The following is a 19,105-nucleotide window of genomic DNA, read 5'->3' as shown; positions in this document are numbered from 1 at the left end:
CACCGGCCGGGGTGAGGCGGAATTCAGCACTTGCTGGTGCACTTGGTCGTCGGGCAGAGCGCCGCCGACGCCAGCGTCACGGTGGCTATGCACCAGGGACCGGTACCGCCGTGGGTGTCCGCCTCGCCGAGCTCGATGAGCTCCGCCTCGTCGTAACCACCCAGGAGGTCGGTCTTCTTGTCCTGCATCGTGTCTCCTTCTGGAAGCTCTGATCAGCCGTGAATCAGTTGCAGTTGGGCTGGCATTCCTTGGTGAGGGTGCACCAGCCGCCGTTGTTGCCGAGGGCGTCGGACAGCGAGAAGGTGTTCGTGGTGCACGCGCCGTAGGCGACACCGTCGAAGTCCTGCTCCGCGATCTCCTCGAGCAGAGAGATGTCTCCCTGGTACATGAGGTCCTCCTTGATAGGGGTGTCGGCCCGGCGCCCTTTTCCGGCCGGCGAGCCGTGACTCACATCCTGGGTGTCCGGCATTCGCCGGCGATGGCGGAGTGATTCCTTCACGATGTCCGGACGGCATGCGGGACATGGCAGCTCGATTCCGGCCGGATGGACCGGCCGCGCGCCCGGCGCGCGCGGTCCGCACAACGCGCGCATACGCCGGGCACACACGAAACGGCTGAGGGCGGCACCCTTTCGGGGTGCCGCCCTCAGCCGTTCAGGAAGGATTCGCCAGGCGCGTGGAAGGGAGGGGCCGTCTCAGACGTACCGCTCCAGGATCGACGACTCCGCCAGCCGGGACAGGCCCTCGCGGACACTGCGGGCCCGGGCCTCGCCCACGCCGTCGACCGTCTGGAGGTCGTCGACGCTCGCCGCGAGCAACTTCTGCAGGCCGCCGAAATGCTCCACCAGGCGGTCGATGATCGCGCCGGGCAGGCGCGGCACCTTTGCCAGCAGGCGGAAGCCGCGCGGGGACACCGCCGAGTCCAGCGTCTCGGGTGAACCCGTGTACCCCAGCGCCCGTGCCACCGTGGGCAGTTCGAGCAGCTCGGCGTGGGTCAGCGCGTCCAGCTCGGACAGCGCCTCGTCGACCGTGCGGGACCGCTTGGCCGTGGGCTCGGGGACGTAGTCGCGCACGACCAGCTCACGCTCGGGCTCCACACCGGCGATCAGCTCGTCCAGCTGGAGCGCCAGCAGCCGGCCGTCCGTGCCCAGCTCCACCACGTACTCGGCGATCTCCGTGGCGATGCGGCGCACCATCTCCAGGCGCTGCGCCACCGCCGAGACGTCCCGGACGGTGACCAGGTCCTCGATCTCCAGCGCGGACAGCGTGCCCGCGACCTCGTCGAGGCGGAGCTTGTAGCGCTCCAGCGTGGCCAGGGCCTGGTTGGCGCGTGACAGGATCGCCGCGGAGTCCTCCAGGACGCGGCGCTGGCCGTCGACGTACAGGGCGATCAGCCGCATCGACTGGGACACCGAGACGACCGGGAATCCCACCTGCTTGCTGACCCGGTCCGCGGTGCGGTGCCGGGTGCCCGTCTCCTCGGTGGGGATGGTGGGGTCGGGGACCAGCTGCACGCCCGCGCGCAGGATCTTCGACAGGTCCGAGGACAGCACGATGCCGCCGTCGAGCTTGCACAGCTCGCGCAGGCGGGTCGCGGTGAACTCGACGTCCAGCACGAAGCCGCCGGAGCACAGTGCCTCGACGGTCTTGTCGGAGCCCAGCACGATGAGACCGCCGGTGTTGCCCCGGAGCACCCGCTCCAGGCCGTCACGCAGGGCGGTGCCTGGTGCCACGGCGCTCAGAGAGGCGCGCATGAGGCCATCTGTACCGGCACTCCCACCGGACTTTCCGGGAGCTGCTGCCCGGTCGTTGGCTGCCACTGCACTCCTCCGGTCGCAGGTTCTGGGGCGCCCCCGTGTCGCACGCTTGGTTCGCACGGACGGGCGAGACCAGGGCAAAGTCTACCGGCGACCCTCCTCGTCCCGTGGGGCCTCTCGGCGACGGGACCGGGGAAGGACCCGCAGGGCGTCCCCTATGTCCGCGACTTCCAGAACCTTCATGCCCGCCGGGACCTTGCCCGGATCGGCCGGGACCAGGGCGTGCGTGAAGCCCAGACGGTGGGCTTCTGCCAGCCTGCGCTGCACTCCTGTGACCCGCCGCACCTCTCCGGCCAGGCCCACCTCGCCGATCGCGACGAGATTCTTGGGGAGAGGTGTGTCACTTGCCGCGCTCGCCAGCGCGAGCGCCACCGCCAGGTCCGCTGCGGGCTCCGAGAGCTTCACCCCGCCGACCGTCGCGGAGTAGATGTCCCTTTTGCCCAAGGCGCTGATCCGTCCGCGCTGTTCCAGCACCGCGAGCATCATCGAGACGCGGGAGGTCTCCAGGCCGGAGGTGGTGCGGCGCGGGGAGGGGATCTGCGAGTCGACCGTGAGCGCCTGCACCTCGGCGACCAGGGGGCGGCGGCCCTCCAGGGTGACGGTCAGGCAGGTGCCCGGGACGGGTTCGGCCCGCCGCGTCAGGAAGAGTCCGCTCGGGTCGGCGAGGCCCGTGATGCCCTCGTCGTGCAGCTCGAAGCAGCCCACCTCGTCGGTGGTGCCGTAGCGGTTCTTGACGCCCCGCACCAGCCGCAGGCGCGCGTGCCGGTCGCCCTCGAAGTGCAGGACGACGTCCACCAGGTGTTCCAGCAGGCGGGGGCCGGCGATCGCGCCGTCCTTGGTGACGTGGCCCACCAGCAGCGTGGACATGCCGCGTTCCTTGGAGGCGCGGGTCAGGGCGCCGGCGACCTCGCGCACCTGGGCCATGCCGCCCGGTGCGCCGTCGATCTCCGGGGAGGCGACCGTCTGGACCGAGTCCAGGATCAGCAGCGAGGGCTTCACCGCGTCCAAGTGGCCCAGCACGGCCGCGAGATCCGTCTCCGCCGCCAGGTAGAGGTGGTCGTCGATCGCGCCGATGCGGTCGGCGCGCAGCCGGACCTGGCTGGCCGACTCCTCGCCCGTGACGTACAGCGTGCGGTGCTCGTCGCTCGCCGACTTCGCGGCCACGTCCAGCAGCAGCGTCGACTTGCCCACGCCGGGCTCGCCCGCGACCAGCACCACCGCGCCCGGTACCAGTCCGCCGCCGAGCACGCGGTCCAGCTCGGGCACGCCGGTGGTGCGGGCGGTGGCCCGGCGGCCGTCGACCTGGCCGATGGGCAGGGCGGAGGTGGTGACCCGCCCGGGCGTCGTCGTGCGGACCGCGGGCGTGCCGTACTCCTCGACCGTCCCCCAGGCCTGGCACTCGGGGCAGCGGCCGAGCCACTTCGCCGTCTGCCAGCCGCATTCGGTGCAGCGGTAGGACGGGCGGTCCTTGGTGGATTTCGTACGGGCAGCCATGGACGGAACCGTATCCGCCGCCACTGACATCGCGGGACCGGCCGGCCCCGCCCGCCTGCGCGCCAGGGCTCCGCCACCCCTCGCCGACGGCGGAACGAACCGTTCCTGTCCCCTATTGAGGGATCGTTTCACCCGTACGGATTAAATGTGCTCAAGCCACCGGAAGGTGCCACTCCCGGCCCCCTACGGTCGCCGAATGATGAGCAGTACTCCGGAGATCTCGACCCGCTCGGCCCGCAGCACCGGCGCCCACAGGGCGCACCGGGAAGCGCGTGACCGCGGAGCGGCGCGCACGCTGGCGCAGCGGCCGCCCGCGCGCTACGAGCCCTACCTGGACGGCCTGTTCACCTACTGCCTGTCCGTGCTGTGCGACCACGACGCCGCGACCGCCGCCCTGGGCGACGTCCTCGTCCTGGCCGAGCGCCGCGGCCGGCACGCGCCCGAGGCGCCCGCGGAGCGCCGGGCCTGGTTGTACGCGCTGGCCCGCTGGGCCTGTCTGCGCAAGCTGGCCGAGGCCAAGCAGAAACGTCAGAGCAGCCACGCGGCGGGCCGTTCGGGCCGGCAGCACGCCGAGCGCCCGGCCGCGCCCGCCCCCTCGGAGGAGGTGCAGGAGCACCGCCGCCGCGAACTGGCCCAGCTGGCCTGGCCGGAGGCCGCCGGCACCACCCCCGAGCAGCGCGAGGCGCTCGAACTGGCCGTGCGCCACCACCTCTCCGCCCACGAGGTCGCCGCCGTGCTCGGCCGGGACGTCGCGGCCACGCGCGATCTGCTCGCCTCGGCGGCCTGCGAGGTGGAACGCACGCGTGCGGCCCTCGCCGTGGTCGAGACGGGAACCTGCCCCAGCGTCGCCCATCTCGTCGGTGACGACCGGATGGTCCTCGGCACGACCCTGCGCAGCGAGCTCGTCCGGCACGTCGACGACTGCCCGCGCTGCCGCCGCACCGCCGAGCGCGCCATCCCCGGCCGCTGGCCCGGCACCAGCGTCACGCCCGCCGAGCTGCCCGTCCTCGCGGCGCCCCGCGCGGCCCTGCACGTCGCCATGGCCCACCCTCCGCGCACGCGGGGCGACGCACCCCGCTTCGACCGCCGCGGCTTCCCGATGGACCCCAAGGACCACGCCGCCCGGCGGGACCGCCTGCGCGCGCGTGCCGTCACCACGACCGTCGTCGCCACCGTCGTGGCCGCCCCGGTGCTCGCCCTGTGGGCCGCCTACCGCGGCACCCCGGTCGGGGAGGGGCAGGACGGCCGCTCCGCCTCCGCCAGCGAGGCCGACGACCCGTACGGCATGGACGGCGAGATCGCGGGCGGCGGCTACGAGAACGCCGGCAACGCGAGCACCCGCCCCGGCCCCCGCTTCGGCGAGGACGGCAAGGCCGACGTGTCCGTCGAGGTCGTCGGCGTTGCCGGGGCGGGCCGCGAGAGCGCCCTGGAGGTGACGGCCGACAACCGCGGCGACACCACGCTGATCACCCTGACGGCCACCGGCCCGGCCACCGTGAGCTGGTCCGCCTCCACCGGCGCCGACTGGCTCTACCTCAGCCGGACCTCGGGCACCCTCCGCCCCGGCCGGTCGGTGACGATCCAGGTCTACGTCGACCACCTGCGCGAACCCGCGGGCGCCTGGCAGGCACGGGTGGCGATCGCACCGGCCGGCGCGGTCGTGCACATCGAGGGGTACGGCACCGCGCCCACCCCGTCCGGCCCCGGCACCCACCCCGGCGGGCCGGGCGGTCAGCCCTCGACCCGGCCCGACCCGACCCCCACGACCTCCGCCCCGGACCCGGACCCGACGCCGACGACCCCGCCGCCGTCCCCCGACCCGGATCCCACCCCGACCCCGACGGACACGGCGCCCACCGAGCCGGCGGGCTCCACGCCCCCGCCGTCCGGCAGCGGCGACCCGAGCCCGGCGACGTCGTAGGACCGGGTGCGCAGGACCCGTCAGGGGGTGCGGAGGCTCCCGTCAGTCGACGGGTCCGGCCGGTGGCGCCGGGGGTGCCGGATCCGCCGGGTGGGGCGCCAGCAGCGGCAGCTGCGAGGCCAGCCGCTGCTCGCACAGCTCGACCAGCCGGTCGTAGCCGGCCTTGCCCATCAGCTCGATCAGCTCGGGCCGGTAGGAGACGTAGACCGGCTCGCCCGCGCCGTGCGCCGAGGTCGCCGAGGTGCACCACCAGTGCAGGTCGTGACCGCCCGGGCCCCAGCCGCGCCGGTCGTACTCGCCGATCGACACCTGCAGCACGCGCGTGTCGTCGGGCCGGTCGATCCACTCGTACGTCCGGCGCACCGGCAGCTGCCAGCACACGTCCGGCTTGGTCTCCAGCGGCTCGCGGCCCTCCTTGAGGGCGAGGATGTGCAGCGAGCAGCCCATCCCGCCGGGGAAGCCCGGCCGGTTCTGGAAGATGCAGGAGCCCTGGAAGGGCCGGGTCTGCCGGTCGCCGTCCTCGTCCTCGGACACCCAGCCGTTCCGCGTGCCCTCGGCGTGGTGCTGCCAGATGTCCGGCGTGAGCCTGGCCACATGCTCGGCGACGCGCTTCTCGTCGTCCTCGTCCGAGAAGTGGGCACCCAACGTGCAGCACCCGTCGTCCGCGCGGCCCGCCTGGATGCCCTGGCAGCCGCTGCCGAAGATGCAGTTCCAGCGAGAGGTCAGCCATGTCAGATCGCAGCGGAACACCTGCTCGTCGTCCGCCGGATCGGGAAACTCCACCCACGCGCGGGCGAAGTCGAGGCCCTGCTCGTCGGGAACCGCGACGCCAGGTGATTTGTCGCGCTTGGCCTTTTTCGTCTTTGGCACGTCTCCAGGGTACGGGCCGGGTGCCCGCACCGAGGACGGCGGACGGCCGGGCGGGCAGTAGCGTGCCCTACATGAGACTCGGTGTCCTCGACGTGGGTTCGAACACGGTGCATCTGCTGGTGGTGGACGCCCACCCCGGCGCGTGCCCGCTGCCCGCGCACTCGCACAAGGAGGAGCTGCGCCTCGCCCAGCTGCTCGAAGAGGACGGGGCCATCGGCCCCCAGGGCGTCGACCGGCTGGTCTCGGTCGTCCACGGGGCGCTGCAGGCCGCCGAGGACAAGGGCGTCGAGGAGATGCTCCCGTTCGCCACCTCCGCCGTGCGCGAGGCCCGCAACGCCGACGACGTCCTCGCGCGCGTGCGCAGCGAGACCGGCGTCGAGCTGCAGGTCCTCACCGGTGAGGAGGAGGCCCGGCTCACCTTCCTCGCCGCGCGCCGCTGGTTCGGCTGGTCGGCCGGGAAGCTGCTCGTCCTGGACATCGGCGGCGGCTCCCTGGAGATCGCCTACGGCATGGACGAGGAGCCCGACGCGGCCGCCTCCCTGCCCCTGGGCGCCGGGCGCCTCACGGCCGGCTGGCTGCCCGGCGACCCGCCCGGCCCCGACGACGTGCGGGCCCTGCGCCGCCATGTGCGCACCGAGATCGCCCGCACGGTCGGCGAGTTCAGCCGCCTCGGCGCCCCCGACCACGTGGTCGCCACCTCCAAGACCTTCAAGCAGCTGGCCCGTATCGCCGGCGCCGCCCGCTCCGCCGAAGGCCTCTACGTCCAGCGCGAGCTGAAGCGGGAGTCCCTGGAGGGCTGGGTGCCGCGGCTGGCCGGGATGACCGAGCGCGAGCGCGCGGAGCTGCCCGGGGTGTCCGAGGGCCGGGCCGGCCAGTTGCTGGCGGGGGCCCTGGTGGCGGAGGCCGCCCTCGACCTGTTCGGCGTGGAGCGCGTGGAGATATGCCCCTGGGCCCTCAGGGAGGGCGTGATCCTGCGCAAGCTGGACCACATGGAGAACGCGTAGCGGCCGCTCCGGGGCCGCAGCGCGGGGGAGGGGACGGGCCGCGTCTGCACGTGGCAATCACCACAACGGCCAGGAGACCCCCCACTTCCCGACCACCACACCCCGTAACCTGTGCTGCATGGCAGAGCCAGCCGTAAAGATCCCGGACGCGAAGGTCGCCCTCTCGACGGCCTCGGTCTACCCGGAGTCGACGGCCACGGCCTTCGAGATCGCCGCGCGTCTCGGCTACGACGGGGTCGAGGTCATGGTGTGGACCGACCCGGTCAGCCAGGACATCGAAGCCCTGCGCAGACTCAGCGACTACCACCGCATCCCGATCCTCGCCGTGCACGCCCCCTGCCTGCTCATCACGCAGCGCGTCTGGTCCACCGACCCCTGGACCAAGCTCCAGCGGGCCCGCTCGGCGGCCGAGAAGCTCGGCGCCGGCACGGTCGTGGTCCACCCCCCGTTCCGCTGGCAGCGCCAGTACGCGCGCGACTTCGTCACCGGCGTCTGGCGCATGGCCGAGGAGACGGACGTACGGTTCGCCGTCGAGAACATGTACCCCTGGCGCTACCGCGACCGGGAGATGCTCGCCTACGCCCCCGACTGGGACGTCACCAAGGACGACTACCGCCACTTCACGATCGATCTCAGCCACACCGCGACGGCCCGCTCCGACGCGCTGGCCATGGTCGACCGCATGGGCGACCGCCTCGGCCACGTCCACCTCGCCGACGGCCGCGGTTCCGCCAAGGACGAGCACCTCGTGCCCGGCCGCGGTACCCAGCCCTGCGCCGAGGTGCTGGAGCGGCTGGCCCTGACCGGGTTCGACGGCCATGTCGTCATCGAGGTCAACACCCGACGCGCCATGTCCGGCGCGGAGCGCGAGGCCGACCTCGCCGAGGCGCTGGCCTTCACCCGCCTCCACCTGGCCGCCGCGGCCAAGGTCCCGCGCCCGTGACCGACCGGCCCGCGTCCGGCGGCCCCGGCGCCCCCGCGCGCCGTCGCGGCCGTCCGCCGCGCACCGAGTCGGCCGGCACCCGTGAGCGCATCCTCACCGCCGCCCGCGACGAGTTCTCCGAGCGCGGCTACGAGAAGACGTCCGTGCGCGGCATCGCCAAGGCGGCCGGCGTCGACTCCGCGCTGGTGCACCACTACTTCGGCACCAAGGAGCAGGTGTTCGAGGCGGCGGTCACCCAGTCCTTCGGCCCGGCCCTGCAGGCCCCGGCGGCCATCGAGGAGGGCCCGCTCGACGGCGTGGGGGAGCGGCTGGCCCGCTTCTTCTTCGGCGTCTGGGAGAACCCGGCGACCCGCGCGCCCCTGCTGGCCATCGTCCGCTCCGCCCTCACCAACGACACCGCGGCCGCCGTCTTCCGCCGGATCGTCGCCACCCAGGTGCTGCGCCGCATCGCCGTACGGCTGGAGCTGCCGGACCCCGAGCTGCGCGCCGAGCTCGCCGCCGCCCAGCTCGTGGGCACCGCGATCCTGCGGTACGTCATCAGGATCGAGCCGCTGGCCTCGGCGGACCCGGAGCAGATCATCGAGCGGCTGGCCCCGGTCGTCCAAGGACATCTGACCGATCCGTGAGCCGCCCGGAGGGGGCGCACACGAGACGGGCGTCCCGCATTTCGGACACTCTGTCCCGCCCTCTGGATGACCGGCGTACGCTCGACAGCAGTCAGAAATCTCCGCAATCCTCTGACGCAATCTCTGAAGGAGCGAGCGACGATGCCCGAGCTGAGGTCCCGCACAGTCACCCACGGCCGCAACATGGCGGGCGCCCGCGCCCTGATGCGCGCCTCCGGTGTACCGGGCGGCGACATCGGCCGCAAGCCGATCATCGCGGTCGCCAACAGCTTCACCGAGTTCGTCCCCGGCCACACGCACCTGGCCCCGGTCGGCCGGATCGTCAGCGAGGCGGTCGTCGCCGCCGGCGGCATCCCGCGCGAGTTCAACACGATCGCCGTCGACGACGGCATCGCCATGGGCCACGGCGGCATGCTCTACTCCCTGCCCTCCCGCGACCTCATCGCGGACAGCGTGGAGTACATGGTCGAGGCCCACTGCGCCGACGCCCTGATCTGCATCTCCAACTGCGACAAGATCACCCCGGGCATGCTCAACGCGGCCCTGCGGCTGAACATCCCCACGGTGTTCGTCTCCGGCGGGCCCATGGAGTCCGGCCGCGCCACGCTCGTCGACGGCACGGTCCGCACGCTCGACCTGGTCGACGCGATCTCCGACGCCGTGAACGACAAGATCTCGGACGAGGACATCCTCCGCATCGAGGAGAACGCCTGCCCGACCTGCGGTTCCTGTTCCGGCATGTTCACCGCCAACTCGATGAACTGCCTGACCGAGGCCATCGGCCTGTCCCTGCCGGGCAACGGCTCCGTCCTCGCCACCCACACGGCCCGCAAGCAGCTGTACGTCAACGCGGCGAAGACGGTCATGGACATCACCCGCCGCTACTACGAGCAGGACGACGAGACGGTCCTGCCGCGCAGCGTGGCGTCCTTCGCGGCCTTCGAGAACGCCATGGCCCTCGACATCGCCATGGGCGGCTCCACCAACACGATCCTGCACCTGCTGGCGGCCGCCCAGGAGGCGGGCGTCCCCTTCGGCCTGGACGAGATCAACGCCGTCTCCCGCCGCGTGCCCTGCCTGGCCAAGGTCGCCCCGAACGTCGCCAAGGACCGCACGTACTACATGGAGGACGTGCACCGCGCCGGAGGCATCCCCGCCCTGCTCGGCGAGCTGCATCGCGCCGGGCTGCTCAACGAGGACGTGCACTCGGTGCACAGCCCCTCCCTCGCCGACTGGCTCAAGACCTGGGACGTGCGCGGCGGCTCCCCGTCCGCCGAGGCGGTCGAGATGTGGCACGCGGCGCCCGGCTGCGTCCGCTCCGCCGAGGCCTTCTCCCAGTCCGAGCGCTGGGAGGCCCTGGACGAGGACGCCGAGGGCGGCTGCATCCGCTCCGCCGAGCACGCCTACTCCAAGGACGGCGGCCTCGCGGTCCTCAAGGGCAACCTCGCCGTGGACGGCTGCGTCGTGAAGACGGCCGGCGTCGACGAGTCCATCTGGACCTTCGAGGGCCCGGCGGTGGTCTGCGAGTCGCAGGAGGAGGCCGTCCAGAAGATCCTCACCCAGCAGGTCAAGGACGGCGACGTCGTCGTCATCCGCTACGAGGGCCCCAAGGGCGGTCCCGGCATGCAGGAGATGCTCTACCCGACCTCGTACCTGAAGGGCCGCGGCCTCGGGAAGACCTGCGCGCTGGTCACGGACGGCCGGTTCTCCGGCGGCACCTCCGGCCTGTCCATCGGCCACGCCTCCCCCGAGGCGGCCGCGGGCGGCACCATCGCCCTGGTCGAGGACGGCGACCGCATCCGCATCGACATCCCGAACCGCTCGATCGAGCTCCTGGTCGACGACGCCGAACTGGCCCGCCGCGAGCAGGCCCTGAACGGCCGGTACGCCCCGAAGAACCGCGACCGCAAGGTCTCCGCCGCACTGCGCGCCTACGCGGCGATGGCGACCAGCGCCGACAAGGGCGCCGTGCGGGACGTGTCGAAGCTGGGCTGACCTTCGTCGAGCCGCCGAGGGCCGCCTCCCGTCACCGGGGGGCGGCCCTCGCCGTATCCGCTCACCAGGCCGCGGGATCACGCCCGTTCACCGCGAACACCGTGCCGTCCGGCGCGCTGCCGTACACCCGGTCGCCCACCACCACCGGCTCCGGCAGGGAGGCCGGCACCCGGTCGGAGCGCTCACCCAGCCGGACCGGCGTCTGCCCGGCGAGCCTGCCGCGCCGGGCGTCGACGGCGAGCAGCCGCCCGTCGGGCGCGCTCACATACACATGCCGTCCGTCCGCAGCGGGCCTGGAGGCCCGTACGACCCCCGTCTCCAGAGTCCACAGCTGCTCGCGTGCCTCGAGGTCCACGGCCGTCAACGCCCCGCCGGCCGCCATGAGATGGACGACGTCCCCCCGCACTCCGCCCTGGGCCTGGGCCAGGGGGACGCGCAGCGGCACCCGCACGGTGGTGCGGCTGCGAGGGTCGTAGCGCACGACGGACCGCGCCTCGCCGCGCACGGCGTCGACGGCCAGCGCCACCAGCGATCCGTCCGCCGTGCCGACGGCCTCCAGATTGCCGTCCAGCCCCGCCCGCCACCGCACCGCGCCGGTCCGCGGATCCACGGCCGTGACGCGCGTCCGGCTGCCGTCCCCGGACACGCCCACCGCGTACGCCAGCCGGTCACCGGGGAACGACACGAAGTACGGCACGTCCTGCCCCGGCACCCGGTGGCTCCACCGCACGCGGCCCGAGGCGGCCTCCACCCCGCTGACCGTGCCGTCGGACCCGGTGAGCAGCACCACGCCCCCCACGGCCCGCAGCCCGCCGTACGCCGGCAGCTCCCGCCGGGACACCTCACCCGAGGCCAGCTCGACGGACGTCAGCTCCCGCCCCTGACCGAGTCCGCCCAGCACGCTGCCGCCCGCGACGACCGGGGCCCCGGCCGGCGGCCCGCTCGCGGCGGCGCCCTTCAGCGCCCGCCGCCACAGCAGCCGCCCGTCCACGGCGTCGCGCGCGAACACCAGCCCTTCCTGCGCGCACACCACAGCGTTCGCCGCGTACGAGCACTGCGGGGCGCTCCGGCCGTCGAGCGGCTCCGCCTCCCACCCGGAGAACGCGGCGGCCGTGGTCCGCGGCGAGGCGACCTCCCGCGCCGGACCCGCGCCCCCGGGCAGACCCGTCACCGCCAGCACCCCGGCGGTGACCAGCGCGAGAGCCCCGGCCGCCACGGCCCCCCGCCGCAGCAGCCGCGCGGACTCCCCGCGCGCGGGCACGTCGGCGGCCGGCGTCTCGGGGGCGGGCTGCGCCGGTTCCTCCTCGGCGCGCTGCGCGGGTATGAAGGCCTGCGTGTCGTACGAGGCCGACACCGACCGCAGTTCCCGCATCAACTCGTCCGGTGACGGCCGGTCCTCGGGCTCCTTGGCCAGGCACCGCAGCACGAGCGGAGCCAACTCCTGCGGCACGCCGGTCAGTTCCGGCTCGTCGTGCACGACCTGGTAGGCGACGACGTACGGACTGTCCGAGTCGAACGGCCCGCGCCCGGTCGCCGCGTGGACCATCACCGACCCGAGCGCGAACACGTCGGCGGCGGGCCCGACCTCCCTCGGCCGCCGGAACTGCTCGGGCGCCATGAACGGCGGCGTCCCGATGAGTTTCCCCGTCTCGGTGCGCAACTCGCTGTCCTGCGGCCGGGAGATGCCGAAGTCGATGACCTTCGGCCCGTCCTCGGCGAGCAGCACGTTGCTCGGCTTCAGATCCCGGTGCACGACCCCGACCCGGTGGATGTCCCGCAGCGCCTCCGCGAGCCCGGCCATCAGCCGCCGCAACCGGGCAGGCGCCAGGGGCCCGTTCCGCTTCACCTCCTGGGCGAGCGTGGGGCCCGGAATGTACAGGGTCGCCATCCAGGGCCGCCCGGCCTCGGGGTCGGCGTCCACGACCGGTGCGGTGAAGGCTCCGCTGACCCGCCGGGCGGCCGCCACCTCCTGCCGGAAACGCCCCCGGAACTCGGGGTCCTTGGCGAACTCGGCGTGCACGACCTTCACGGCCAGCTTCATCCCGGAGGTGCTGCGCGCCAGGTGCACGACCCCCATCCCGCCGGAACCCAGGCAGGACTCGAGACGGTAGTGGCCGGCGTATTCGGGAAGTTCCGCTTCCGGGCCCGCTCCGGCGTTCCGCTGTGGCGCCATGGGACCACCCCCGTGCTGTTCGTCCGCGCGCGCGACGCACGGAGCCTAGTCGATGACCTGTACGGGACAGCGGCGGCTTGCCGACCCCCGACGGCCGGTCACGCACACGTGTTTGACGGCGTGATACCGGGGAATCAACGGGACCCCACGGCAGACGTGGGGTTCAACGGGGGAGGAACACATGTCAGTCGAGCCTGCCGAGATCGAGCGCGCCGCTCAGCCCGAGGACGCCGCGGGCGCCGCCGTCCCGGTCGTCACCACCCTGGCCGCGGCGGCCACGACGTACCCGATCGCACCGGGCACCAGCGTCAACGTCCGCAGCGGCCCCGGCACCGGCTACCCGGTCGTCAAGGTCCTGCCCGCCGGGTCCCGGGTCTCCATCAACTGCCAGTCGCCCGGCACCTGGATCACCGGCCCCTACGGCACCACCAACATCTGGGACAACATCGCGAGCGGCCAGTACATCTCGGACGCCTACGTCCAGACGGGCAGCGACGGCTACATCCGCCCCCGCTGCTCCTGACCGCCCGCCCCGGGCCGGTGTGGCCCGCCCCCACTGCGGGCCACACCGCCCCGGGCGCCCCACCGCGAGCCATAATCGACGGGTGAGCGCAGAGACAGGCACCCCGGCCCCCGGCAACGTCCCCCATCCGGAGCCGCTCCGGTTCTTCGGCACCAGCTGGGTCGACCACGACGACCGCTACACCGCCCGCCGCATCGCCGTGGCCGCCGGTTCGCTCGTCGCCGCCGCCGCGTCCTGCCTCGTCCTGCGCCTCGCCTACCAGGGCCTCCGGATCGCCGCGATCGGCGGCTTCGTCACGCTCCTGACGACCGCCATGTTCGCGATCTGCAGCGCGATGGCCTTCCGCCACACCTGGGAGGGCTTCACCCGGCGCCAGGACCCCGACCGCCAGGCGTCCCTGCGCGGCCTCCTCACCATCGGCTTCGTCGGCTCGCTCCTCGCCTACTTCCTCCGCTCCCTGACCGAGGCCCCCGGCGAGAAGCTCCACCGCGCCGAGTACGAGGAAGCCCGCCGCCGGCACGAGAAGCGCACCACCCGCCGCTCCGGCAACCCCGCGAAACAACGCCACCACCCCTGACGCGACCCACGCGCTGTCTCAAGGAAACTCACCGCCCTCAGACGGCCCCCCTCGCACCTCTCACCCAGATCTCACCGCGTCCCGGCCCCGCTCCCGACGACCATGGCGGCATGACCCGACCTCATGCCCACCACCCCACCGGAGCCGAAGCCACCCCCGACCGCCCCAGTCCCGTCCCGCCGCCGCACGCGACCCGCGCCCACTCCTTCAACGCCGCCGCGGCCCAGTACGCGGCCCACCGACCCGCCTACCCCCCGGCCCTCTTCGACGCGGTCGAAGCCCTCACCGGCCGCCCCCTCACCGGCGCCCGCGTCGCGGACGTCGGCGCCGGCACCGGGATCGCCACCGCCCTCCTGCACGCGAGGGGCGCGGACGTCGTCGCCGTGGAACCCGGCGCGGGCATGGCCGCCCAGTTCCGCCGCACCCACCCGGACCTCCCGCTCGTCCGCGGCACGGGCGACGCCCTCCCCCTCGCCGACGGCTGTCTGGACCTCCTCACGTACGCCCAGGCCTGGCACTGGACCGACCCCGCCCGCTCCGTCCCGGAAGCCCTCCGCGTCCTGCGCCCCGGCGGCGCCCTGGCGCTGTGGTGGAACACCGAGGCGCTGGACGTCCCCTGGATCGCCGAGGCCGCCGAACGCGTCGCCCGTCACTTCGCCGTCGACGTGCCCGCCGAGCAGCGCCACGCCGGAGCCCACGCACCCGACCCCACCGGCCGCCTCGACTTCACCCGCCGCACGGTCCGCTGGAGCCGCCGCGTCCCGGTCGACACCCACCTCGCCAACATCGCCAGCCACTCGATCTTCCTCGTGCACGACCAGGAACACACCGCCGCCTTCCTGGACCGGGAACGGCAGCACCTCCTCGCGGCCTTCCCCGGCGGCCACGTGGAAGAGGTCTACGAGGTGGTCCTCCACCTCGCCGAAGCCCCGTCCTGACAGAGCCGGACCGGACCCCGCCCCACGCTTGACGCCCACCACCCCCGGGAGCATTATTCATCGCATGATGAATAATGCTCCGGCGTCCCCGCGCCCGAGTCCGGAACCCGGCGGATCCACCCCCGCCACCCCCGCCGTCCACGCCGAGCACCTCACCGTCGTCCGCGGCACCCGCACCGTCCTGCGCGACCTCGCCTTCACCGTCCCGCGCGGCCGGATCACCGGCCTGCTCGGCCCCTCCGGCTGCGGCAAGTCGACCCTCATGCGCGCGATCGTCGGCACCCAGGCCAAGGTCACCGGCACCCTCGACGTCCTCGGCCGGCCCGCGGGCCACCCCACCCTGCGCACCCGCATCGGCTACGTCACCCAGGCCCCGTCCGTCTACGACGACCTGACCGTCCGCCAGAACCTCCAATACTTCGCCGCGATACTCGACCCGGGCCGCGCCCACGCCGACCGCCGCCACGACCACGTCACCCGCGCCATCGCCGACGTCGACCTCACCAGCCACACCGACGCCCTGGCCGGCAACCTCTCCGGCGGCCAGCGCAACCGCGTCTCCCTCGCCGTGGCCCTCCTCGGCACCCCCGAGATCCTGGTCCTCGACGAACCGACCGTCGGCCTCGACCCGGTCCTGCGCCGGGACCTGTGGACCCTCTTCCACGACCTGGCGGCCAACCGCGGCACCACCCTCCTGGTCTCCTCCCACGTCATGGACGAGGCCGAGCGCTGCCACCGCCTCCTCCTCATGCGCGAGGGCCGCCTCCTCGCCGACGACGACCCCGACGCACTCCGCGCCCGCACCGGCTCCGCCACCGTCGAAGAGGCCTTCCTGCACCTGGTCGACGAAGCGACGGCCGCGGACCGCACCAAGGAGACGACCCGATGACCAGCACGACCACACCCCCCGCCGCCCCCGCCCCCACCGCACCCCCACGCGCCCTCAGCGCGTCCCGCACCACCGCCACCGCGGCCCGGGTCCTGCGCCAGCTCACCCACGACCCGCGCACCATCGCGCTGCTGATCCTCATCCCCTGCGTGATGCTGCTCCTGCTGCGCTACGTCTTCGACGGCAGCCCCCGCACCTTCGACAACATCGGCGCCTCCCTCCTCGGCATCTTCCCGCTGATCACGATGTTCCTGGTGACGTCCATCGCCACCCTGCGCGAACGCACCTCCGGCACCCTCGAACGCCTCCTCGCCATGCCGCTGGGCAAGGGCGACCTCATCGCCGGCTACGCCCTCGCCTTCGGCACCCTCGCCATCGTCCAGTCCGCCCTGGCCACGGGTCTGGCCGTCTGGCTCCTCGGCCTCGACGTCACCGGCAGCCCCTGGCTCGTGCTCCTGGTGGCACTCCTCGACGCCCTCCTCGGCACGGCCCTCGGCCTGTTCGTCTCCGCCTTCGCGGCCTCGGAGTTCCAGGCGGTCCAGTTCATGCCGGCGGTGATCTTCCCGCAGCTCCTGCTGTGCGGCCTGTTCACCCCGCGCGACGCCATGCACCCCGTCCTGGAGGCCGTCTCCGACGTGCTGCCCATGTCGTACGCGGTGGACGGCATGAACGAGGTCCTGCGCCACACCGACATGACGGCCACGTTCGTCCGGGACGTGTCGATCGTCGCCGGCTGCGCCCTGCTCGTCCTCACCCTGGGAGCGGCCACCCTCCGCCGCCGCACCATGTGACCGCCCCCGGGTGCACGTCCCGCCCACCGGACACGCCCGCCGCCCCGCCACCCCGAGTGCGAGGATGAACCAGGACGACGCGCAACCCCCGGAGGGCACCGAAAGCCATGACCCAGAAAGTCGCAGTCCTCGGCACCGGCAAGATCGGCGAAGCCCTGCTCAGCGGAATGATCAGGGCCGGCTGGACCCCGGCCGACCTCCTGGTCACCGCCCGCCGCCGGGAACGGGCCGAGGAACTCCGCACCCGCTACGGCGTCACCCCGGTCACCAACGCCGAGGCCGCCAAGACCGCCGACACCCTGATCCTCACGGTCAAGCCGCAGGACATGGGCACCCTCCTCGACGAGCTCGCGCCGCACGTCCCCGCCGACCGCCTGGTCATCAGCGGCGCCGCCGGCATCCCCACGGCCTACTTCGAGGAGCGCCTCGCCCCCGGCACCCCGGTGGTCCGCGTCATGACGAACACCCCGGCCCTGGTCGACGAGGCGATGTCCGTCATCTCCGCCGGCACCCACGCCACCGCCGACCACCTCGCCCACACCGAGGAACTCTTCGGCGCCGTCGGCAAGACCCTCCGCGTGCCCGAGTCCCAGCAGGACGCCTGCACGGCCCTCTCAGGCTCAGGCCCGGCGTACTTCTTCTACCTGGTCGAAGCCATGACCGACGCCGGCATCCTGCTCGGTCTGCCCCGCGACAAGGCGCACGACCTGATCGTCCAGTCCGCCATCGGCGCGGCGACCATGCTCCGCGACAGCGGCGAACACCCGGTCAAGCTCCGCGAGAACGTCACGTCCCCCGCGGGCACGACGATCAACGCCATCCGCGAACTCGAGAACCACGGCGTCCGGGCCGCCCTCATCGCCGCCCTCGAAGCCGCCCGCGACCGCAGCCGCGCCCTGGCCTCCGGCAACAGCAACTGACCCCGCGGGGGCGGCCGCACACCGCCCCCACCGGCGCCCTCACCTCACACGGTGACGCCGGCCCGCGTACCCGCCCCCTCCACCACGGGCGCCAGCAGCCCGATCGCGCGGTACGCCGCGTCCACCGTCGGCCGGGCCATCCCCCGAGCGCGCTCGGCCCCCGCCCGCAGCACGGCCTCCACATGGCCCGGATCGGCACACAACTCCTTGTGCCTCTCCTGTACGGGCCGCAGCACCTCGACGACGGCCTCGGCGGCGTCCCGCTTCAGATCCCCGTAGGACGCGTACGCGTCACTCAGGCTCTCGGGGTCCGCCCCCGTGCACGCGGCGAGGATCTCCAGCAGATTGGCGAGCCCCGGCCGGGCCTCCCGGTCGTACACGACCTCCCGCCCGCTGTCGGTCACGGCCCGCATGACCTTCTTGCGGACCACGTCCGGCTCGTCGAGCAGATAGACGATCCCCGGCCCCACGTCGTCGCTCTTGCCCATCTTCGACGTGGGGTCCTGCAGGTTCATCACCCGCGCCGCCACCTCGGGCCGGGTGGCCCGCGGCACGACGAAGGTGTGCCCGTACCGTTGGTTGAACCGCACCGCCAGATCCCTGGCCAGCTCCACGTGCTGGCGCTGATCGTCCCCGACCGGCACCTCACCGGCCCCGTACGCCAGGATGTCCGCCGCCATCAGCACGGGATACGTCAGCAGCGACAGCCGCACGCTCCCACCCCGCCGCTGCTCGCGAGCCGCCTTCTCCTTGTACTGGATCATCCGCCGCATCTCACCGTCGGTGGCCACGCACTCCAGCACGTACGACAGCCGCGCGTGCTCGTCCACATGGCTCTGCACGAAGACGGTGCACAGCTCGGGATCCAGCCCCGACGCCAGCAACAGGCTCGCGGCCTGCCGAGTGAGCCGGCGCACCCGCGCGGGATCGTGGTCCACGGTCAGGGCGTGCAGATCGACCACGCAGAACAAGGCGTCCGCCTCGTGCTGGTCGACCGCGGCCCACCGCCGCATCGCTCCCAGGTAGTTCCCCAGCGTCAGATGCCCCGTCGGCTTGACCCCGCTGAAGACCCGCGTCATCGCTGTTCCTTCCGGTCCGGTGCCACCGCCCCGGCCCGGCCGCCCCTCGGTGCTACCGGAGGGAGAAACAGAAACGGCCGCCGAGGCGGCGGCCGTCGAGTGCGTACGTGAGCGCGGCCGCCGTCAGGCGGCCCACCAGGACTGGTGACACGTACGCGTGGTCATGCGCTCCACAGTACGCCCCAGGGGCCCGGCCCACCCGGCACTTGACACGCCCTACCCCCCTCCGTAGTGTTCTCCGAGTTGTCCGACGTGAGAGCCGACTCCGGTCGGTCCCCGGACAGCCACTCCGCAAGTACCCACCACTACGCGACGGGCAGATCTCTGTCCTCGTTTTCATTGGTGCGCGTATTCGCGGAATGAGGAATCCATGTTCGAAAGGACGCGGGCCCCCGATTAGGTCGGGAGCCGGGGAATCCGCTAAAGTCTCACTCGTCGGAACGGCCCAACGGCCGCGAGGACAAGCCCCCCTGACTGGGAATCAGGCCCGAAAGGATCTGATAGAGTCGGAACCGCCGGAAAGGAAACCGCGAGAGCGGAAACCTG

The 19,105-nt window shown here is 73.1% G+C and carries 18 protein-coding genes; 11 read left to right on the top strand and 7 right to left on the bottom strand.

The annotated features are described in order from the left end of the window. Positions 1 to 23: 23 nt before the first annotated feature. The 4 genes from ACZ4M5_RS20625 to radA all read right to left on the bottom strand — a co-directional run bounded on the left by ACZ4M5_RS20625 (position 24) and on the right by radA (position 3,310). Positions 24 to 188: a class II lanthipeptide, LchA2/BrtA2 family gene (locus ACZ4M5_RS20625; protein WP_467738797.1), complete on the bottom strand. Its 165-nt coding sequence runs from the start codon at positions 186 to 188 to the stop codon at positions 24 to 26. Positions 189 to 223: 35 nt separating this feature from the next. Then, positions 224 to 388, bottom strand: a complete 165-nt coding sequence (locus tag ACZ4M5_RS20620) for a plantaricin C family lantibiotic (protein WP_369198764.1) — start codon at positions 386 to 388, stop codon at positions 224 to 226. A 306-nt stretch (positions 389 to 694) separates the two neighbouring features. After that, a complete protein-coding gene (gene disA, locus ACZ4M5_RS20615; RefSeq protein WP_333937246.1) occupies positions 695 to 1,819 on the bottom strand; it encodes a DNA integrity scanning diadenylate cyclase DisA in 1,125 nt (374 codons plus the stop codon). A gap of 81 nt (positions 1,820 to 1,900) precedes the next feature. Continuing rightward, entirely contained in the window at positions 1,901 to 3,310 is a 1,410-nt protein-coding gene (radA, locus tag ACZ4M5_RS20610) for a DNA repair protein RadA (protein WP_467738794.1), read from the bottom strand. 196 nt (positions 3,311 to 3,506) lie between these two features. Between radA and ACZ4M5_RS20605 the strand changes: the two genes are divergently transcribed. Further along, the gene (locus ACZ4M5_RS20605; protein WP_467738792.1) at positions 3,507 to 5,231 is read left to right on the top strand and encodes a BACON domain-containing protein; all 1,725 of its coding nucleotides are present in this window, start codon (positions 3,507 to 3,509) and stop codon (positions 5,229 to 5,231) included. Positions 5,232 to 5,273: 42 nt separating this feature from the next. Here the strand turns inward: ACZ4M5_RS20605 and ACZ4M5_RS20600 are convergent, their stop codons facing one another. Then, positions 5,274 to 6,101, bottom strand: a complete 828-nt coding sequence (locus ACZ4M5_RS20600) for a DUF3109 family protein (protein ID WP_467738790.1) — start codon at positions 6,099 to 6,101, stop codon at positions 5,274 to 5,276. A 71-nt stretch (positions 6,102 to 6,172) separates the two neighbouring features. Between ACZ4M5_RS20600 and ACZ4M5_RS20595 the strand changes: the two genes are divergently transcribed. The 4 genes from ACZ4M5_RS20595 (at position 6,173) to ilvD (ending at position 10,669) form a co-directional block, all read left to right on the top strand. Further along, a complete protein-coding gene (locus tag ACZ4M5_RS20595; protein ID WP_467738788.1) occupies positions 6,173 to 7,105 on the top strand; it encodes a Ppx/GppA family phosphatase in 933 nt (310 codons plus the stop codon). A 118-nt stretch (positions 7,106 to 7,223) separates the two neighbouring features. Then, the gene (locus ACZ4M5_RS20590; protein ID WP_467738786.1) at positions 7,224 to 8,048 is read left to right on the top strand and encodes a sugar phosphate isomerase/epimerase family protein; all 825 of its coding nucleotides are present in this window, start codon (positions 7,224 to 7,226) and stop codon (positions 8,046 to 8,048) included. Continuing rightward, positions 8,045 to 8,674 carry a TetR/AcrR family transcriptional regulator gene (locus ACZ4M5_RS20585; protein ID WP_467738784.1) on the top strand — a complete coding sequence of 210 codons (630 nt, stop codon included), beginning with the start codon at positions 8,045 to 8,047 and terminating at the stop codon, positions 8,672 to 8,674. Before ACZ4M5_RS20590 ends, ACZ4M5_RS20585 begins: the two co-directional genes overlap by 4 nt. A gap of 141 nt (positions 8,675 to 8,815) precedes the next feature. Continuing rightward, on the top strand, positions 8,816 to 10,669 hold the full coding sequence (gene ilvD / locus ACZ4M5_RS20580) for a dihydroxy-acid dehydratase (RefSeq protein ID WP_467738782.1): 1,854 nt from the start codon (positions 8,816 to 8,818) through the stop codon (positions 10,667 to 10,669). A gap of 61 nt (positions 10,670 to 10,730) precedes the next feature. Here the strand turns inward: ilvD and ACZ4M5_RS20575 are convergent, their stop codons facing one another. Further along, positions 10,731 to 12,842 carry a protein kinase domain-containing protein gene (locus ACZ4M5_RS20575; RefSeq protein WP_467738780.1) on the bottom strand — a complete coding sequence of 704 codons (2,112 nt, stop codon included), beginning with the start codon at positions 12,840 to 12,842 and terminating at the stop codon, positions 10,731 to 10,733. A gap of 181 nt (positions 12,843 to 13,023) precedes the next feature. Between ACZ4M5_RS20575 and ACZ4M5_RS20570 the strand changes: the two genes are divergently transcribed. The 6 genes from ACZ4M5_RS20570 (at position 13,024) to proC (ending at position 17,480) form a co-directional block, all read left to right on the top strand. Continuing rightward, positions 13,024 to 13,365 carry an SH3 domain-containing protein gene (locus tag ACZ4M5_RS20570; protein ID WP_467738778.1) on the top strand — a complete coding sequence of 114 codons (342 nt, stop codon included), beginning with the start codon at positions 13,024 to 13,026 and terminating at the stop codon, positions 13,363 to 13,365. Positions 13,366 to 13,447: 82 nt separating this feature from the next. Next, a complete protein-coding gene (locus tag ACZ4M5_RS20565) occupies positions 13,448 to 13,942 on the top strand; it encodes an EamA/RhaT family transporter (protein ID WP_467738776.1) in 495 nt (164 codons plus the stop codon). A gap of 110 nt (positions 13,943 to 14,052) precedes the next feature. Beyond that, positions 14,053 to 14,880 (top strand): class I SAM-dependent methyltransferase, encoded by an 828-nt coding sequence (locus tag ACZ4M5_RS20560; RefSeq protein WP_467738774.1) that lies wholly within the window; start codon positions 14,053 to 14,055, stop codon positions 14,878 to 14,880. 64 nt (positions 14,881 to 14,944) lie between these two features. Further along, on the top strand, positions 14,945 to 15,769 hold the full coding sequence (locus ACZ4M5_RS20555; protein WP_467738772.1) for an ABC transporter ATP-binding protein: 825 nt from the start codon (positions 14,945 to 14,947) through the stop codon (positions 15,767 to 15,769). Continuing rightward, positions 15,766 to 16,560, top strand: coding sequence for an ABC transporter permease (locus tag ACZ4M5_RS20550; protein WP_467738770.1), 795 nt, complete (start codon positions 15,766 to 15,768; stop codon positions 16,558 to 16,560). The genes ACZ4M5_RS20555 and ACZ4M5_RS20550 overlap by 4 nt, the downstream gene beginning before the upstream one ends. 107 nt (positions 16,561 to 16,667) lie before the next feature. Beyond that, positions 16,668 to 17,480 (top strand): pyrroline-5-carboxylate reductase, encoded by an 813-nt coding sequence (proC, locus tag ACZ4M5_RS20545; protein ID WP_398108731.1) that lies wholly within the window; start codon positions 16,668 to 16,670, stop codon positions 17,478 to 17,480. Between the two features lie 44 nt (positions 17,481 to 17,524). Here proC and trpS read toward each other — a convergent pair whose 3' ends face one another. Further along, a complete protein-coding gene (trpS, locus tag ACZ4M5_RS20540) occupies positions 17,525 to 18,559 on the bottom strand; it encodes a tryptophan--tRNA ligase (RefSeq protein WP_467738768.1) in 1,035 nt (344 codons plus the stop codon). Between the last annotated feature and the right edge of the window lie 546 nt (positions 18,560 to 19,105).

This window comes from Streptomyces sp. NPDC026246 (assembly GCF_055567995.1).
The sequence above is the reverse complement of the archived record's forward strand: the minus strand, read 5'-3'. Positions and strand labels throughout refer to the sequence as shown.

Bases quoted from the DNA above. Each gene is read 5' to 3' on its own strand.
- ACZ4M5_RS20625 (WP_467738797.1), bottom strand. From the start codon at position 188: ATGCAGGACAAGAAGACCGACCTCCTGGGTGGTTACGACGAGGCGGAG.
- ACZ4M5_RS20620 (WP_369198764.1), bottom strand. From the start codon at position 388: ATGTACCAGGGAGACATCTCTCTGCTCGAGGAGATCGCGGAGCAGGAC.
- radA (WP_467738794.1), bottom strand. From the start codon at position 3,310: ATGGCTGCCCGTACGAAATCCACCAAGGACCGCCCGTCCTACCGCTGC.
- ACZ4M5_RS20605 (WP_467738792.1), top strand. From the start codon at position 3,507: ATGATGAGCAGTACTCCGGAGATCTCGACCCGCTCGGCCCGCAGCACC.
- ACZ4M5_RS20595 (WP_467738788.1), top strand. From the start codon at position 6,173: ATGAGACTCGGTGTCCTCGACGTGGGTTCGAACACGGTGCATCTGCTG.
- ACZ4M5_RS20590 (WP_467738786.1), top strand. From the start codon at position 7,224: ATGGCAGAGCCAGCCGTAAAGATCCCGGACGCGAAGGTCGCCCTCTCG.
- ilvD (WP_467738782.1), top strand. From the start codon at position 8,816: ATGCCCGAGCTGAGGTCCCGCACAGTCACCCACGGCCGCAACATGGCG.
- ACZ4M5_RS20575 (WP_467738780.1), bottom strand. From the start codon at position 12,842: ATGGCGCCACAGCGGAACGCCGGAGCGGGCCCGGAAGCGGAACTTCCC.
- ACZ4M5_RS20570 (WP_467738778.1), top strand. From the start codon at position 13,024: ATGTCAGTCGAGCCTGCCGAGATCGAGCGCGCCGCTCAGCCCGAGGAC.
- ACZ4M5_RS20560 (WP_467738774.1), top strand. From the start codon at position 14,053: ATGACCCGACCTCATGCCCACCACCCCACCGGAGCCGAAGCCACCCCC.
- ACZ4M5_RS20555 (WP_467738772.1), top strand. From the start codon at position 14,945: ATGATGAATAATGCTCCGGCGTCCCCGCGCCCGAGTCCGGAACCCGGC.
- ACZ4M5_RS20550 (WP_467738770.1), top strand. From the start codon at position 15,766: ATGACCAGCACGACCACACCCCCCGCCGCCCCCGCCCCCACCGCACCC.
- proC (WP_398108731.1), top strand. From the start codon at position 16,668: ATGACCCAGAAAGTCGCAGTCCTCGGCACCGGCAAGATCGGCGAAGCC.
- trpS (WP_467738768.1), bottom strand. From the start codon at position 18,559: ATGACGCGGGTCTTCAGCGGGGTCAAGCCGACGGGGCATCTGACGCTG.